Raw genomic sequence first — 16,052 nt, forward strand, 5'->3', positions numbered from 1 at the left:
GGCCACGACACACACTGGCTCAACTGGCGCCGCCGTCACCAGGCCCGTGCACGCTGGTTCCACCAACGTGCACGGCTGAACCGGGACTACGCCCTGGTCAACTAGCAATTGGCGGCTGCCGTACTAGACCTGAGAACCAACGGCATCATGACTCGATGAGGTCCTTTCCGGCGACTGTTCCAGTTGCAGCTCTCGATTCCGCTGCTCCTCCTTCAATGCTTCTACTCGTTCGGCAAATAGCCGCATCGCAGCCTCATCATCGTCTGCATACTGTCCGTAGTCATGAATTCTCAATTCTACAGAGTTGTACTCTTTCTCGACCGCATTTGCCGTTTGCTGAAGATTGAACCCGCGTTCCCTGAACTTGAAGTAGCTGCTGAGGCCAGCAGAAGCACTTACTAGGACGCTGACGACCACGGTTATCCAGTTCAAAGGACTCGATGAAGCCATCGCGCTAGTCAGGCTTGTTACGACGATGGAGCCAAGAATGATGGCAGCCTGGAATGTGTTGTGAATCCGGCGATTACTGGCGGCACTGCGGCGCGACTCTTCGATATACTCCCACGACTCGATCTTATATCGGTTACGGATTGCGTCGTAGCCGCCGGGGGAACGGCCGGGTGCGGCATGTCCTCTGCGGATCGCCCGCATCTTTCGCAGGTCGGACTCGGCCTCAAAAACGGTATCACGTTGTAACTTTAAGTTGATAACAGCAAAAAGTAGTGACAGAAATCCGATTGCCAGGCAAATTAGCTGGGCGCCTTCCGAAAATGAGCCGAGGCCGGCAATAAATGTTGCACTGAACGAGATCACAACCACGAGGCTCAACAGTGTCCAGATCGCAATCACGCGCAGATAGAATCGAGCCTTCTCTAGGCGACCTTCAATAGCTGCTATGCGGATCTCTGGTTCCGAATCGCCACTTGGCTGCACCATCGACACTCCCAACTACCGACAGTAGCTAAAGGATTACTGACAAGACATGCATTGTACTAAGTCGATTAATGACGAAGGCAACCAGTAGTGTCAGATTAATGACAGAGGGTGTCGGAGGGTTGCAAGCGTGCCCGCAGCCCTAATCCGACGAGGAGATACCGCATACCGCCTGGTCACTGCGGCTGGTACGGACGGCAGACGACTGGGGTGAGCATCGCACACTGCTGCCCAGTCTCCGGCGATGCAGACCGTTCTTGGTGGGACGGCCTTGCCGAAACCTGTTGCGACCTCGTTGCCCGTAACACGCAGTGAACGACAACTCGGGATCATGTCAAGCATCAACTGGGACGCAGGTGTAAAGCATCTACCGGGACAAGACAACGTGCCTCTACGTGTCCACTGCCGAGACGTTCTCTTTATGATCAAGGCGCCGCGCAAGCGCGGCGCACGGCCCGCCCGCACTCGGCGGGCTGCATCAGCGCTGGAATCTTGACGGCACGTCGACTCAGAACATGGGGCGAGCCTCGTCCTCATCCTCAGCATCATCATCCTCGTCACAGCCCCGTATGAGGCGGTCGAGGTCTGCCGGGTTCATGCGCTTGAGCTGTGCTTCTAGCTTACGGCTGTAGTGGCGATCGTTCGGATCACTGCCGTTGCCGGCAGCAACCCGACCGTACGCCTTCATGAACGGCCCTATCCCTCGCCGGAGTCGGTCACGTCGGTGCCCCATGGACCGACGGTAGGCGCTGTAGGACGCTGCGGGCCAACGGTTTGTCACTTCTAGCCACCCACTGTGGCGGGTGCATGACGCCTTCTGCTGGAATCGAGTTGAGACGGCCGGGGCCTACTCGGCTCTGTTGCGGACCTGATGCTGTTGGTCCACTCCGATGCACCCCACCACGGACGAGGCATCAGCCGACAGGAGAAGCTGAAAGTAGTACGGCGGATTATCGACCCGCACTCCGCCGAGGCGTAACGCCTGGTCTCCCGCACCGCGCAGATGCTCGACAGCTTCCGCGAAGCCAAGCGTAGGTATCCCAGCATCGCGGGTGATCTTGTCCCCGAACGCCGTATGTCGCTGCCAGTTGGCTCGCTGGGACGAGCCCGGCGGCGATGTCGAATCCGGCACCGGCGCCAAGTGCTGCCCGACACGCCTCGGACGCCTCGCCCGCACCACCCAACAGGGCCACCAGGGTTTCCCGCCGCACGGCAACAACGTACCGGACGAAGCAGCCGGAGAGCCGTGACGATTGCGTGGGTGGTTGGCCGCCATCGTGGGCCGGGCAATCGCTGCCGCGCCGCTTCGCGGCTCGACCCGCAACCAGGACTCCGGCCGTTCGTTCAGCCAGTCTCCGATGTGGCGCTGCACGAGCCGCAGTCTCCGTGACAACGCTGAGGTGTCGTCGGCGTACGGCGAATGCCAGTCGTGCCAGTCCGTCGTTTCGGTCACCCGACGATGCTGCCATTCCGGATTAGCACCAGGCCGATCCCGTCCGCTTTACCGCACACAAAAGCACGCCACAAAGAAGCGCTACCCTCGGTCATGACATCTTGGACGAATCGGTACACGGACGTGCCGAGAATAGTGCAACGTTCTCCCCCGCTCCGGCGGGCGGTTTCGGCAGCGGAGTAGGCGTCGTTGTGGCAGCAGGGGTGGACCGGTCACTCCGCCTCGAAGCCACCGCGTACTCGCGCGAGAGTCAACCACTGCAGCCGGTTGACCCACTTCGGATCGGTTTCCAGGGAAGTTTGTTGTTTAGCCGGCACTTTCGTTAGGCCGCCACTGCCTCATCGATCTCGCGTATGGTCACCAACCACCGATCGTTCGACCGGAGCTGTTGCCCCAAGCTCATACGCGCTGTCGTGCCGTGAGGTACGCGGTCGATCAGGCGCGCCGATGTCCGCTAATCCTCGAAGTCGAACTCGAAGGTGCCCGCCTCGATGCGGTCGATGAGCTGGCTGACATCGTCCGCTTGCCGGATTGCGCTTTCCCATCCACTGCTTGTGATGTCGACCAGCAGCACCGGTGCAGGGTCGATGCGCAGGTCGAGCACGAGTTGTTCACGGGAGCCGTCACCGCCGATGATCGCGATGCCGGGGTGCGCATCGGTGGCTTCGCCCCATGCGTCATGCAGCTCGATCATCTCGCGTGGCGAATTGAGCCAAACGTAGGTCTCGCGGGTCACCCAGCCTCGCCGGAACCACGACTCACCTTGGAGGTAGGCTCGCCAATCGACAGGCAGAGGTCGGCCCAATGCCTTGTCGGCATCGAAGAATTCCTGGTCGTTCACTGAGCCGCGGTACTCGGCGCCCTCGGTGATCGCGCCGACAAGGTGGGCGTTGAGGTCGGCAAGCTCCTCGGCGGGGATCCAGTACTCCAGCACGTCGCGGCCACCGGCCTGGTGAACCTCGTAACGGTCCAAGTACGAGCGCTGGACATCGAACCGGGTTACGTAACCGACACCTTCAGCGGGGACGTTCCACTCGCGGGCGATCTTCGTCGCGTACCAGCGATTGAGCACGAGGTAGAAGATCGGCTGGTCCGGCAGGCGTGGTGGCCATGCCCGCCACCCCGATGCCGCCTACGAGGTCAAGTTCGGCCTGCCCGGTAGGCCGCCATAAGGTGGTCGTGTCGGAGTTGTCGATGGTCTGCTCCTCGTCAATCGTGGTTGCAGGGCTTCGTGGCGAGCCGCGCGTCCACCAGGGCCTGTCTCGCGATTACGCTGCGCTCCTGGGAGTTGCTGGTTGACGATTCAGGGTGCCCAGGTGCGGCACTACCACTGTCGAGTGGTAGGCTCCGGTGGTATGACGCAGGCGATCAAACGCACCCTATCGATGCGCCCCGAGGTCGATCGAATGCTCACCGCCCATGTCCAGCGCACGCCCGGGGCCACGATGTCCGCGACCGTCAATGCAGCCTTGGCCGAGTACCTGGAGGCTGCGGCGCTGGAGGCGTATCGGCGATGGGACGCCGAGGCCGACGAGGGTGAGCGAGCAGCCTTGGACGCGTTCGCCGTCCACCATGACGAGTCTTGGTCCGCCGGGTGAGGCGGGGAAGCATTCTGCAGTACCTGGTGGGCAGCCACCGGCTGCGAGTCGTCGTCGTCACGGCGGATCGATACAATCCGACCCACGGTCTCGTGGCCCCGCTTCGCGAACGAACCGCACCCGACCTCGCCCCCGCGTTCCTCGTGCCGCTGAGCCGGCAGGACTGGCCGACCGCCGCTGTCATTGATCTCTCCCGGGTACGCGCCCTCGACCCCGCATCAGTCGCCGGACCGGCCGGCCAGCTCACCCACACAACCCTCACGGCCTTGACGACCGCCGTCCGCAGCTACCTCGGCGCGGCGGACCGGATTTCTTAGCAGACCTGACACGGCTTCAGAGGCACTCCCCACTTGGATCGCGGTTACCTTGCCGTCCGCCGGTTTGACCGTCGGACGGTGCACTTCGCTGGCGGCATCGCTGGTGTGGGGATCGGGGTGGCGCTGCCCATGGGACTGGCACGGTGTTGCCCACCCATCCGGTGTTTCGAACTGGCTCGATGTATTCACCGTGGTAGCCGATGGAGTGCAGCAACAGCAGCGTGGCGTAGCGGCGGTAGAGCTGCCAGCTGTCCTCGACGAGTCCATCGTGCCTGTAGATCTGATCCTGAGGTGTCTGCGGGTGGATCAACCCAGACGATGCGGGCCAGGCTCCATTCGCGCATGTCGGTCTTGACCTGCCGGATCAGGGCGGAGTCGCCGGTGTTGCCGGGCCAGCACCACACGCGCACGGGGATGCCGGTGCGGGTAACGGCCATCCCGACCACCACCTGGGGCAGGTCGTCGCGGGGGAGTCCCTGCTCTTGCCATGGGCGCGGAACCCGGCCTGCTTGGCTGCTGCGGGATCGTCGGCGTCGACCGGTTTGCCCTTGTCGTCACGCCAGACGAGGTCGTCGGCCTCGTCGAGGTCGAAGTAGGTGCTGGTGGTGTCGAAGAACAGCAGGTCGACTTGCAGGTTGAGCAGGTCGGCAGTCTGGTCGTAGACACCGCGGGTCAACGCGGGTTCGACCTCGATGAGCTGGTCCATCGCCCGGTAGCAGGCGTCGTCGGTGACGTGCGCAAGGCCGGGCAGGTGCACGTCCTGGCAGACCCAGTCGGCACCGGCCAGTTTGCTCGACGGCGTCAGCGCCCGGTTCGCGACCAGCGCGAACAGAACCCGTTCGACGTCGACCTCGCGGCGGGTCGAGCCGACCAGCGGCCGCAGGACGGTGTCGATACGCAGCCGGCGCCACAGCCGACGAACGTTCACGCGTACCTGACTGGCCGGGCCAACCTGTACGCCGAAGATCATGCGGTGGGTGGCGATCGCGGGTATGGCCCGCCGGATCACCCGCGGCGGAACCGGCCCGCCGGCCGACCCGCCGAACGTTCAACTGGACCTGATCACCACCCTCTCAACACGTTCTAATCCTGGCCTCAGGTTGATCGGGCAGGATGAGCGGAAAAGCATCGACTGGAGAGGGGCGGGCCGGCGTGCGGATCATGATCGCGGATGACGAGGCGGCCATCCGTGAGTCGCTGGAGCGGGTGCTCCAGGTCGAGGGTTACGACACCAGCACCGTCGCCAACGGTCTCGCGGTGCTCGACGGGGTCGGTGGGGCCGGCGGTGACAAGCTGGATCTGCTGATCCTCGACGTGATGATGCCCCGCCTCGGCGGGTTGGAGACCTGCCGGCGGTTGCGGGCGGCGGGTCGGGATCTGCCGGTGCTCATGCTGACCGCCCGTGACCAGGTCTCCGACCGGGTCGCCGGGCTGGACGCGGGCGCCGACGACTATCTACCCAAGCCGTTCGCCACCGAGGAGTTGCTGGCCCGGGTCCGGGCTCTGCTGCGCCGCCGCGCGCCGGGCGACGACGAGTCGCAGCTCCTGACGTTCGCCGACGTCCGGCTGGATCCCGACGGGTTCGAGGCGTGGCGGGGTGGGCGGCCGCTGCACCTGACCCGGACCGAGTTCTCCCTGCTGCAGGTCCTGATGCGCAACGCGACCCGGGTGTTGACCCGTGACGCGCTGTTCGAGGCGATCTGGGGCTTCGACATGAGCACGACCGCCAACAACCTCCAGGTGTATGTGAGCTACCTGCGCCGCAAGATGGAGGCCGAGGGTGAGCCGCGATTGATCTACACCCTGCGCGGCTTGGGGTACACGTTGCGGGAGACTCCTCCGTGAGCAGGCCCGCCGGCCGGGAACCGCGCCGGCTGACCCGATGGTGGCGCCGGCGGTCCCTGCGGACCAGGCTGACGGTGATCGCGGCGACGGCCATCGCGGTCTGCGTGTTCGTGGCCTTCCAGGTGGCCAGCGAGCTACTGGACTGGGAGCTGCGGGACACCGTCGAGGATCAGCTGCGCGCCGACTCCCGCGTCCTGGCGACGGACGCGGAGCGCGCCGGTCTGGCGCAGGTCCAGCTACCGCCGTATCCCGGATCCGGTCGGCTGGTGCGGGTCATCCTGCCCGACGGCTCGACCCGGACGCCGGTCGGCCAACCCGCGCTGCCTCCGGTCAGCGAGGACGCCGGGCGCGTGGCGCAGGGCGCGTTGGCCGACCTGATGGAGTCGAACGACAGCGATGACGACGGCTACGTCATCTACACGCTGCGGGCGGGCGACGGCGCGGTCCAGCTGGCCCGCGTCACCGACGACAGCCCGATCAACCAGTTCGGGTTTGGCATGCTGCTGATCGGGCTGCTCTGTGTGGTCGGCGGCGCCCTTGTCGGGCGGACCGTGGCGCGGGCCGGGCTGGCACCGATCGACCGGCTGACCGCCGCCGCGGTACGTGTCGCGCAGACCCGGGATCTCGACGCCGACATCCCGGATGAGGGCGGTGGGGAGATCCGGCGGCTGATCCTGTCGATCAACGACATGCTCGCCGCGCTCCGGGACTCCCGGCGGGCCCAGCGGCTGCTCGCCGAGGACGCCGCCCACGAGCTCAAGACCCCGCTCACCAGCCTGCGCCTCAACGTCGAGCTGTTGATCCGGCTCGATCGGCGCGGCACCCTGGACAGCGCACTGCCGGCGGAGAGCCGGACCCGGCTGCTCAACGATCTCGGCGCCCAGGTGGCCGAGTTGAGCACCCTTGCCGCCGAGCTGACCGACCTGGCGCGCGGTGACGTCAGCGACGAGAGCACCGAGCTGCTCGACCTCGCCGACGTGGTGGTGGCCGCCGCGACCCGGGCGCGTTCCCGCGTGCCCGACATCGAGGTCGCGCTCGACGTGACCTCCGTGTGGGTGAGCGGGCGGCCCGCTGCGCTCCAGCGGGCGGTGCTCAACCTCATCGACAACGCCCGCAAATGGTCCCCTCCGGACCAGCCGGTCCAGGTCCGGCTCCGTGCCGAGGGCGCGTCGGCGGTGCTCGACGTCGACGACGCCGGGCCGGGCATCGACGCCGCCGACGTGCCGCGGGTGTTCGACCGGTTCTACCGTGCCGACAGCGCCCGGGCGTTGCCGGGATCCGGTCTGGGGCTGTCGATCGTGCAGCGGGTCGTCGACGCCCACGGCGGCCGGGTCGCCGTCGCCCGGTCCGCACGCGGTGGCGCGCTGCTGCGGGTCGACCTTCCGGCTGCGGCCCCGCCCGCCCCGATCGCGCGGCTCACCGCCGGGGAGGACACCGCGGTGCGCTGACCTGCCCCGGCGGCGTGGCGCAGGACAAAGGGACGGCGGCCCTCGGGCATGGCCCCGCGCGGTTCACCGTCGGGGCAGGACACCGTGGTGCGCCGACCCCGGCCCCGGCCGCACGGCGCAGGACCGAAGGGCGGCGAGTGCCGGGCCCATGAAAAGATCCGGGACGGGCCTGGGTCCCCGTCCCGGATTTCGTCCGTGCCGCCGCGCTCACCGTTGCAGCGCGAGCTCCTCATCGTCCGCGAGCGGCCGTTGACCGTCCGGCGGCTCCACCGGCCGGGACAGCCGGCTCGGCCACCACATCCGCCGGCCGATCAGCAGGGTGAGGGCGGGCACCAGGACCGACCGCACCAGCAGGGCGTCGAGCAGTACGCCGAAGGCGACCAGGAACCCGACCTCGATCAGCATCACCAGCGGAAGTGTGGTGAGGACCGCGAATGTGGCCGCCAGGACCAGGCCTGCCGAGGTGATGACGCCACCGGTGGCGGAGAGGGCCTTTAGCATGCCCTCTCTGGTGCCGAGACGCACGGTCTCCTCCCGGGCCCGGCTGGCCAGGAAGATGTTGTAGTCGACGCCGAGCGCCACCAGGAACAGGAATGCCAGCAGCGGCACCGAAGAGTCGACACCCTTGAACCCGAGGATCGTGTCGAAGACGAACACGCTGCCGCCGAAGGCTGCCGCGAACGAGACGACCACGGTGGCCATCAGGACCAGCGGGGCCACGATCGCGCGCAGCAGCAGCCCGAGGACGACCAGGACGACGACGAGCACCAGCGGGATCACCAACTTCTCGTCGCGGCTGGTGGTCACCTCGGTGTCGAGGTTCTCCGCGCTCGGCCCGCCGACGATCGCCTCCGCCCCGCTCACCGCGTGCACGGCGGTACGCACCCGCTTGATCGTTTCGTACTCCGCGGCGGAGTCCGGCGCGTCTGTCGGGAACACGGAGATGTCGGCCCAGCCACCGCTGGTCTGGCCCGGGATGGCCTCTGCCACACCGCGGGTGCCCTTGACGATGTCGAGCACCCGCTCCTGGTAGGCCGGTCGCGTGAAGATCGTCATCGGCTGGCCGCCGAGCTCCGGGAAGTGCTGGCGGAGGACGGTGAAGCCGGTGACCGACTCCGGCGCGGACAGGAACTGGTCCTGCTCCCGCAGGGCGCCGGTGTTGCCCGCCAGCCCGATGGCGAGAACACCCATAATTCCGAGCGAGCTGAGCGTCGCCACCCACCGGCGACGGCTGATGGCGGTGCCGAGCCGTCCCCACAGCCCCGGCTTCTCCTCCACTACGGTGCTGAACCGCGGGATGGCCGGCCAGAAGATCCGCCTGCCGAGCACCACGAGCACCGCCGGGAACAGCGTCAGCATGGCCACCAGCGCGCACAGGATGCCGGCCGCACCGATCGGGCCCAACCCGCTGGTGCTGTTCAGGTCCGCGACGAGCAGGCAGAGCAGGCCGGCGACCACGGTGGCCGCGGATGCGACGATGGCCGGCGCCGCGCTGCGTAGCGCGTGGACCATCGCAACCCGGACGTTCTCGTGGTGGTGCAGTGCCTCCCGGTACCGGGCGATGAGCAACAGCGCGTAGTCCGTGCCGACGCCGAACACCAGGATCGTCAGCAGCGCCGAGTTCTGGTCGTTGACCACGATGCCGAAGCCCTTGACGAGCAGGTAGACGGTCGCCATCGCAGTCAGTGCGGCCGCGCCCACGACCACCAGCGGGATCAACCACAACACCGGGCTGCGGTAGGTGAGAATGAGCAGGAGCGTGACGACGACGACGGTGGTGAGGAAAACCTGCAGGTCGATGCCGTCGAAGACGGCGTCCATGTCGCCGTCGACCGCGGCCGGGCCGGTCACCTCGAGTTCCAGCCCGGCGGGGCGGTCCTTCGCGGCCTCCCGCAACGGGCCGACGATGGCCTCCGGTCCGCCGTAGGTCGTGTCCACATCGAGGGTGAACATCATCGCCTTGCCGTCGGTGGAGGGTCTCGTCGGTGAGCCCTCGTCGTCCTCGCCGGCCGCCGCCGTCGCCGTCGGCGGGTACCGCTTGGCAAGGGTGTTGTAGTGGCGCTCGACCGTCGCGCGGTCGGCGTCGGTCATCCCGCCGGCGCGGTGGTACACGAAAACGAACGTGTTGTCCTCACCGCCGGGCAGACTGTCCTCCAGGACCGCCACCTTGGTGGACTCGGCGCTGGCCGGCAGGGTGTCCACGGCTCTGTCGGTGGTGACCGAGCTCAACTTCCCGCTCAGCGGCACCATGACCGCCGCCAGCGCCACCCACAACCCGATCACCAGCCACGGCACCCACCGCCCTGCCAACCGACCGGTCGACGCTTCCCCGGACGGCGCTGCGTTGACTGCCATCACTAGCCTCCTACATACGGGTTACATCGCTTATCTGATGCCGACTTCTACCGAGCGAACCTGAGACGACCGTTAGAACGGCGCTCAGGCCGGTTGGCCGACCCAGGTGCCCAGCGCACGCACCAGCGCGGTGGCGCCCAGAGCCGGGCGTCGAACACGACCAGCACGTCAGGATCGCCCATCACCCACTTCCTGGCCGCGATGAGACGTTGCATGACGTCGCGGACCTGGGCCGCAGTCACTTCGGCGACGTCGTCGGCCGGGCCGAGCCGCACGGCGTCGAGGATCGCGGTCCATGAGGTCCGGCCCGGTTCCAGGGCGCGATGAACGAGTACGGCCAGTCCGGGTTCAGCTGGGCCTGGTTCGACCTCGATCCAGCGCTTGTTGTTCAGCGCGTCGTACGACGCGCCCTGCCCGCGCCGGTGCTCGGGCGGCAACGACAACCCGACCAGGGTTCGTACCGGCCCATCGGTACAGAGCACCGCGTCGGTGAGCGAACAGCGCGTCGACCCGCGCGGTCAGGCAGGCGTAGCAGTCGGTTCTGAGCTGGGAGTTTGGCTTCCGTCCATCGCCGATGGACTTTCGTGGGCGTGAATTCGGGCCCAATGCGACGGGCGTTGATTCTCGTGCGGGTGTCGAACGGCGCTCCGGAGAGCAGTACCGTGGTGCCACCTCCCTCCGAGGATGACGACTGCAGTACGACGAAACGGGACGGAATCGGGCCTAGCGTTCAGGTTATGACGAAACCTGATAGCCCACTGTGGAGATTCGGGGCGGCCACCATGGCGCTGGCGACGGCGTTCGCTGTCGCCGCCTGCGGGTCGGACGCCGACGACAGTGCGGCGCCCGCTGCGGCAGGCTCGCACAGCGCGCACGCGGGCGGGTCGTCGGCTCCACCGCAGCCGCTGCGTGCCGGCGAGCGGTTCCTGGACCTGAGGATGGCCGAGGCCTACACGCCCACGCCGCCGGAGGGCGGCACGGACGAGTACCGGTGCCAGATGATCGATCCAGGCCTGACCGAGACGGCGTTCCTGACCGGGACCCAATTCGCACCGGAGAACGTCGCCATCGCACACCACGCCATCGTGTACGCGGTGCCGCCGGGCGGCGCCGCCGCGGTGCGCAAGCAGGACGCGAAGACCCCCGGCCCCGGCTGGCAATGTTTCGGCGGAACCGGCGTGGCCGGCGCCGAGGTAGAAGACGGAGACGCGGCGTGGGTGGACACCTGGGCGCCGGGCGCCACCGAGACGCTACTCACCCAGGACGCCGGCCACAAGCTGGAGCCGGGCAGCCTGCTCATCCTCCAGATCCACTACAACCTGCTCGCGACCGACGGCACGCCGGCCGGGTCGGACCGCTCGGCGGTGCGGCTGCGGCTGACGGACGGCACGCCACAGACCCGGGAACTCGAGACGTGGTCGCTCGACGCGCCGACCGACCTGCCCTGCGCCGCCGACGAATCGGGTCCGCTCTGTGACCGGGCGACCTCAATCGCGGACGTGACGAAGCGGTTCGGGCCGGAGGTCGGCGAGATGGCAGACCGTCAGGTGGAGGAATGCAACCAGGGCGGCGCGCCGAAGCCCGGTGACACCCAGACCTGCGACCACGAGGTGGAGGCGCCGATGACCCTGTACGCCGGTTTCGGCCACATGCACATGCTCGGGCGGGCCATAAAGGTCGAACTCAACCCGGGCACACCGAACGCCAAGGTCGTGCTGGACGTGCCGCAGTTCGACTTCGACAACCAGCGGCTGATGCCGCTGCCGTCGCCGGTGGAGATCGGTCCGGGGGACACGCTGCGGGTGACGTGTACGCACGACGCGGGGCTGCGCAAACGGCTGCCGCGGCTGAGCAAGCTGCCGCCGCGCTACGTGGTGTGGGGCGACGGCACCAGCGACGAGATGTGCATTGGCATCATGACGGTCTCCCCCCGCAAGTCCTGACGAAGCGCCGAACGTGTGTGAGCTCACCGAGGTCAACGAAGCTGAAAACAGCTCTGAGCTCACACACGTCCCGCACCGAGCTCACCCGCGTGCGGGCGTCGTGGCGGTCGGACGGGCGGTGACGTGGGCGGCTGCGCGCGGCCCCGGCAGCGGAGCGGTAGATCACGCGGAGCGGATCGGCCCGGAGCGGTGCGGCTGGGAACTACGGTCGCGCCCTGACTGACCCGCGAGATGAAGCGCTAAATCGGCCGGGTGAGTCTCATGTCGTAGGCAAGGATGACGGCCTGGACCCGGTCCCGTGCGCCGATCTTGGCGAGGACCCGCCCGACGTGGGTCTTCACTGTCGACTCCGACAGCGTGAACCGTTGCGCGATCTCGCCGTTGGTCAGGCCATGGCCGATCGCGACAAGGATCTCGCGCTCGCGGTCGGTCAGGGAGTCCAGCCGGGGGTCCTCCCACACCGGCCCGCAGAGGTCATCGTCGAGCCGGTCGGCGAACGCGTCGAGCAGCCGCCGAGTCAGCGGCGGCGCGATCACCGCGTCCCCAGCGGCGACGGCCCGGATGCCGGCGAGCAGCTCCTCCGGGCGGGTGTCCTTCAGCAGGAAACCGCTTGCCCCGGCCCGCAGCGCGGCGAGCGCGTACCGGTCCACGTCGAACGTCGTCAGCACCAGGATCCGTGAACGTCCACCGGCCGCGACGATGCGCCGGGTGGCCTCGATCCCGTCGACGCCCGGCATGCGGATGTCCATCAGCACCACGTCGGGATGCAGCTCGCTGGTCCGCCGAACGGCCTCGGCGCCGTTCTCAGCCTCGCCCACGATCTCGGTGTCGGGGGTGCTCTCCAGCAGCATGCGGAACCCGAAGCGCTGCAGCGGCAGGGCGTCCGCCACGAGCACAGAGATCATGAATGGCTGCCTTTCGGGGTCGCGTGTACGGTCCAGTCGCCGTCCGGTGCGGGGCCGGCGCTGACCGTGCCGACATAGAGTGCGGCGCGATCGGCCGTGCCGGCGAGGCCGAGACCGGCGTCGCTCGGCGGTGCCTACTTCATAGCGAGCGAACCTGAGACGACCGTTAAGAACGGCGCTCAGGCCGGTTGCCGCCGGCGCGGATGCGTCGTCGGGCGGGCCGCTGTCGTGCACGACGATGTCGGACCTGAGCCTGGCAGGAGTCGGCCGCAGACCCAGAGTGTCGGTGACGATGAATCGCTTGCGGCCATTGATCTTCTTGCCGGCGTCGTAGCCGCGACCGTCGACGGCGACGAGGCGGCGTTGCAGTTCACGTTCTGGCTGTTCCCACCCCATGATTCGCGAGTGCCCAGCTTGTCAGGATCTCGTGTCGTCAACGTCATGACCCCGCAACTCCTAGTCCAGGAGTGCGTCGCCCCGCGTGGTGCGTACGTAGAAGACCAGTCGACCGGCCCGCTGCCGGGTGACCAGGCCCGCAGCCGCGAGCCGCGAGAGGTGAGCCGAGACTCCGCTCGGGGCCAGTCCGGTACGGCGAGCCAGCGACGTCGTCGTCGACGGGGTCGACAGCTCGGCCAGCAGGGTCGCCCGAGCCTGGCCGAGGACCGGGGCGAGGTCCGGCGCGGGTGGGTCATCGATCCACATCGAGCCCACACCCCGAGCGGGATACCGCAGGACCGGAGCCCAGGACTCGGACGCCTTGACGAAGACGTCCGGCCAGGCGAACAGCGACGGCACGAGCACCAGGCCACGGCCGCCGAGTTCGTAGTGCAGATCCAGGTGGGGCCGGTTCACCGACAGGACGTCGTCCGACCACGAAACCATGGGATCGAGTTCGGAGAACATCCGATTCGGGCCTGCGTCGGCGAGTCGCCGTGCCCGGAACATCACGTCGCCCTCCAGGATGCCGCGCATCCGCCCCCAATACGGCGCCAGCGCGAGGTTCCAGTAGGTCCACATCTGTTCCACGATCACGGGAAGGGTCCGACGCGGCGCGCGACGCAGGTCTGACAGCGAGGCCGGCAGCCGGTCGCCGTACACCGCCGCGAGTTCCTCGTGTACGACCGCCGCCGGTGTCTTGCGCACGGCCGCGAACTCCGCCTCGGGCTCGGCCACGGGCGAGTGCGGCGCGGGCGCGAGGAAGCCCGGCAGCTTCCGTTCCGGCGCGATCACCAGGTCGTGCAGCTGACGCAGCCCGGGTGCGGCCAGCACCGCGGTCCGGTGCCGGTTCACCCATGGCAGGTGCACGGCGTGCGCGCCGGGATCGCGCAGGACCCGCAGGCTCGCGACGACCTCCCAGGCGGGGGAGATCGCGAATCTGACACTGGCGAGGTCGGCCAGGGACAACGACATTCGCAGCATCAGGCCGGCCTCACGAGGATTCATCGTAGTCCGAATCATTGGTACGCGCGGGCGGCCGACACCGAGGGTTCGGGCATGCCGATCCAGCACGCCCCCCGTCGTGAGTCCGACACTCGGACCTTGCCCCGCGACTTCACCCGCTACCTCGTCGCCGCCCTGGCGGCGAAGTGGGGCTTCAACATCGCCAAGGTGGCCGTCCCGCTCGTCGCGATCACGTCCCTCGGCGCTGGTCCGGGCGCCGCGGGTGCACTGGCCGCTGCCGGCACCGCTCCCTTCCTACTACTCGGATTGCCGGCGGGCGCATGGCTCGACCGCGTCGCCCGCCGCCCGGTCATGATCGCCATGGATCTGGCCCGGTTCGCGCTGATCGGCTCGGTACCGATCGCTGCCGCCTGCTCCGCCCTGACCATGACCCAGCTCTGGCTGGTGGTGTTCCTCAACGGCGTCGCGACCGTCTTCTTCGACGTCGCGACGCAGAGCCACCTGCCGGACCTTGTCGGCGGCGGCCGGCGCCTGGTCGCCGCGAATGGCCGGCTCGGCATCGTGGAGCAGGCGGCGTTGGTCGGCGGCCCCGCGGTGGCCGGCTGGCTGGTCGGCCTCTCCACAGCCTCGGCGGTGCTGATCGCGACGGCACTCGGCTACCTCTGGTCGGCGCTGTGGATCCGACGCATCCAGCGGCCGGAGCCACGCCGGGGCGAGGTCGTACGACGCTCGCTCGCGGCCGAGGTGCGCGAGGGCCTGTCGTTCGTCCGGCACAACCAGACCCTGCGCGCGATCGCCGTCGCCGGAGCGCTGGTGAACTTCGCAGTGGCGGGTACCGTCGCGATGCTGCCGCTCATCCTGGTTGAGGAACTGCGCTGGTCGGAGAGCCAGCTAGGTCTCTTCCTCGGTGCTGGCGGGACTGGCGGCCTGCTCGGAGCGCTTTACGGTGAGCGATTGTCAAGGCTTCTCGGCGCCGGCCGCTCGGTGCTCGTGATCGGGCTGGTGATCGCCCCGGTCTCGTTCGTGCTACCGCTCGTCGGTCAGGCCGTTCCCGGACCGGCCGCCGCGCTCGCCTGGGCACTCGTCATCTTCAAGGTCGGCTTCGACAGCGTGGTTCTGATGTCGTTCCGCCAGCACGTCACGCCGCCACGGCTACTCGGACGCGTCAACGGCACCCTGCGGGTGATCTTCAGCGGTGCGCTCACCCTCGGCGCGGCAGCCGCGGCATTCGTCGGTAATCTCTCCGGCCCACGCACCGCCACCTGGGTCGCCTGTGTCACACTCGCGCTGGTGTGGGTGCCGATCCTGCACTCCCCGATGCGCCGGCAGACCCTCGACAGATCGTCCGCATGACGGACGAGCTCTGGCGACCCGACGTTATCGATGGCCCCAAGGAACTCCCGTCTCCACGGCCCACCGCAAGGAACGTCCTTAACGACCCGCACACGTGAGCCTGCAGGCCAAGCCGCAACGGTCACGTTTCAGGCAACGGATATCCACGCACCTGCCCGCCAGCGCCGAGTGCGGCGACGAGCCCGCTGGCCTGCTCCGGCGCGCTCTGGTCCGCCCACCTGTGAACGGCTCGCAGGAACCCAATCTCAGCCGCCGGCCACTCGGGCACCCGCTCGGGGTTGCTCGACATCACAGCTCACCTCCTCCGTCACACCCCGCCACTCACCGTCGCACGGTCAGCACCGGCATCACCGTGACTCGGGCGCGCGGAAAGCCGACAGCACGGCAAGCCGGAGACGATCTTCCAGACCGACGGTGCGGGTTCGATTTCCGTCGCTGGCTCCACGACTCTCCCGCCCGGGTCGGATAACGAAGTGATCAATGTTCGCCGTCCGGTCCCGC

12 protein-coding genes and 3 pseudogenes are annotated in these 16,052 nt (G+C 67.9%); 6 read left to right on the plus strand and 9 right to left on the minus strand.

The window, feature by feature from the left end; all coding sequences use genetic code 11:
• Positions 1-123: 123 nt before the first annotated feature.
• From ABNF97_RS27215 to ABNF97_RS27230, 4 genes and pseudogenes are all read right to left on the minus strand, one after another.
• Positions 124-936: a DUF4231 domain-containing protein gene (locus ABNF97_RS27215; RefSeq protein ID WP_349340267.1), complete on the minus strand. Its 813-nt coding sequence runs from the start codon at positions 934-936 to the stop codon at positions 124-126.
• A 505-nt stretch (positions 937-1,441) separates the two neighbouring features.
• Positions 1,442-1,621: a hypothetical protein gene (locus tag ABNF97_RS27220; protein WP_349340268.1), complete on the minus strand. Its 180-nt coding sequence runs from the start codon at positions 1,619-1,621 to the stop codon at positions 1,442-1,444.
• 159 nt (positions 1,622-1,780) lie between these two features.
• Positions 1,781-2,386, minus strand: a complete 606-nt coding sequence (locus ABNF97_RS27225) for a hypothetical protein (protein WP_349340269.1) — start codon at positions 2,384-2,386, stop codon at positions 1,781-1,783.
• An 847-nt stretch (positions 2,387-3,233) separates the two neighbouring features.
• Positions 3,234-3,582: pseudogene (locus ABNF97_RS27230) on the minus strand (ADP-ribosylation/crystallin J1); the annotation flags it as partial.
• Between the two features lie 159 nt (positions 3,583-3,741).
• Between ABNF97_RS27230 and ABNF97_RS27235 the strand changes: the two are divergent.
• Both ABNF97_RS27235 and ABNF97_RS27240 read left to right on the plus strand, forming a co-directional pair.
• A complete protein-coding gene (locus tag ABNF97_RS27235) occupies positions 3,742-3,984 on the plus strand; it encodes a hypothetical protein (RefSeq protein WP_130462446.1) in 243 nt (80 codons plus the stop codon).
• Positions 3,985-4,010: 26 nt separating this feature from the next.
• On the plus strand, positions 4,011-4,301 hold the full coding sequence (locus tag ABNF97_RS27240; protein ID WP_349340305.1) for a type II toxin-antitoxin system PemK/MazF family toxin: 291 nt from the start codon (positions 4,011-4,013) through the stop codon (positions 4,299-4,301).
• 308 nt (positions 4,302-4,609) lie between these two features.
• Here ABNF97_RS27240 and ABNF97_RS27245 read toward each other — a convergent pair.
• A pseudogene (locus ABNF97_RS27245) lies at positions 4,610-5,214 on the minus strand (IS1634 family transposase); the annotation flags it as partial.
• Between the two features lie 200 nt (positions 5,215-5,414).
• Between ABNF97_RS27245 and ABNF97_RS27250 the strand changes: the two are divergent.
• Positions 5,415-6,146 carry a response regulator gene (locus ABNF97_RS27250; RefSeq protein WP_207230482.1) on the plus strand — a complete coding sequence of 244 codons (732 nt, stop codon included), beginning with the start codon at positions 5,415-5,417 and terminating at the stop codon, positions 6,144-6,146.
• Positions 6,143-7,594, plus strand: a complete 1,452-nt coding sequence (locus tag ABNF97_RS27255; RefSeq protein ID WP_349340271.1) for a HAMP domain-containing sensor histidine kinase — start codon at positions 6,143-6,145, stop codon at positions 7,592-7,594. The genes ABNF97_RS27250 and ABNF97_RS27255 overlap by 4 nt, the downstream gene beginning before the upstream one ends.
• 207 nt (positions 7,595-7,801) lie before the next feature.
• Here the strand turns inward: ABNF97_RS27255 and ABNF97_RS27260 are convergent, their stop codons facing one another.
• Together ABNF97_RS27260 and ABNF97_RS27265 are read right to left on the minus strand one after the other, a co-directional pair.
• Positions 7,802-9,949 carry an MMPL family transporter gene (locus ABNF97_RS27260; RefSeq protein WP_349340272.1) on the minus strand — a complete coding sequence of 716 codons (2,148 nt, stop codon included), beginning with the start codon at positions 9,947-9,949 and terminating at the stop codon, positions 7,802-7,804.
• Between the two features lie 131 nt (positions 9,950-10,080).
• Positions 10,081-10,525: pseudogene (locus tag ABNF97_RS27265) on the minus strand (transposase); the annotation flags it as partial.
• A 161-nt stretch (positions 10,526-10,686) separates the two neighbouring features.
• On the opposite strand from ABNF97_RS27265, the gene ABNF97_RS27270 reads away from it, so the two are divergent.
• Positions 10,687-11,892, plus strand: a complete 1,206-nt coding sequence (locus tag ABNF97_RS27270) for a monooxygenase (protein WP_349340273.1) — start codon at positions 10,687-10,689, stop codon at positions 11,890-11,892.
• 239 nt (positions 11,893-12,131) lie between these two features.
• On the opposite strand, the gene ABNF97_RS27275 is transcribed toward ABNF97_RS27270, so the two are convergent.
• Together ABNF97_RS27275 and ABNF97_RS27280 are read right to left on the minus strand one after the other, a co-directional pair.
• The gene (locus ABNF97_RS27275; RefSeq protein ID WP_349340306.1) at positions 12,132-12,797 is read right to left on the minus strand and encodes a response regulator; all 666 of its coding nucleotides are present in this window, start codon (positions 12,795-12,797) and stop codon (positions 12,132-12,134) included.
• 456 nt (positions 12,798-13,253) lie between these two features.
• Entirely contained in the window at positions 13,254-14,240 is a 987-nt protein-coding gene (locus ABNF97_RS27280; protein WP_349340274.1) for an ArsR/SmtB family transcription factor, read from the minus strand.
• A gap of 96 nt (positions 14,241-14,336) precedes the next feature.
• Here ABNF97_RS27280 and ABNF97_RS27285 point away from each other — a divergent pair, with 96 nt between their 5' ends.
• Positions 14,337-15,551 carry an MFS transporter gene (locus ABNF97_RS27285; RefSeq protein WP_349340275.1) on the plus strand — a complete coding sequence of 405 codons (1,215 nt, stop codon included), beginning with the start codon at positions 14,337-14,339 and terminating at the stop codon, positions 15,549-15,551.
• The last annotated feature ends 501 nt before the right edge of the window (positions 15,552-16,052 follow it).

Source organism: Plantactinospora sp. B6F1 (assembly GCF_040120695.1).
Classification (GTDB): Bacteria; Actinomycetota; Actinomycetes; order Mycobacteriales; family Micromonosporaceae; genus Plantactinospora.

Bases quoted from the DNA above. Each gene is read 5' to 3' on its own strand.
- ABNF97_RS27275 (WP_349340306.1), bottom strand. From the start codon at position 12,797: ATGATCTCTGTGCTCGTGGCGGACGCCCTGCCGCTGCAGCGCTTCGGG.
- ABNF97_RS27270 (WP_349340273.1), top strand. From the start codon at position 10,687: ATGACGAAACCTGATAGCCCACTGTGGAGATTCGGGGCGGCCACCATG.
- ABNF97_RS27220 (WP_349340268.1), bottom strand. From the start codon at position 1,621: ATGAAGGCGTACGGTCGGGTTGCTGCCGGCAACGGCAGTGATCCGAAC.
- ABNF97_RS27235 (WP_130462446.1), top strand. From the start codon at position 3,742: ATGACGCAGGCGATCAAACGCACCCTATCGATGCGCCCCGAGGTCGAT.
- ABNF97_RS27215 (WP_349340267.1), bottom strand. From the start codon at position 936: ATGGTGCAGCCAAGTGGCGATTCGGAACCAGAGATCCGCATAGCAGCT.
- ABNF97_RS27280 (WP_349340274.1), bottom strand. From the start codon at position 14,240: ATGAATCCTCGTGAGGCCGGCCTGATGCTGCGAATGTCGTTGTCCCTG.
- ABNF97_RS27260 (WP_349340272.1), bottom strand. From the start codon at position 9,949: ATGGCAGTCAACGCAGCGCCGTCCGGGGAAGCGTCGACCGGTCGGTTG.
- ABNF97_RS27250 (WP_207230482.1), top strand. From the start codon at position 5,415: ATGAGCGGAAAAGCATCGACTGGAGAGGGGCGGGCCGGCGTGCGGATC.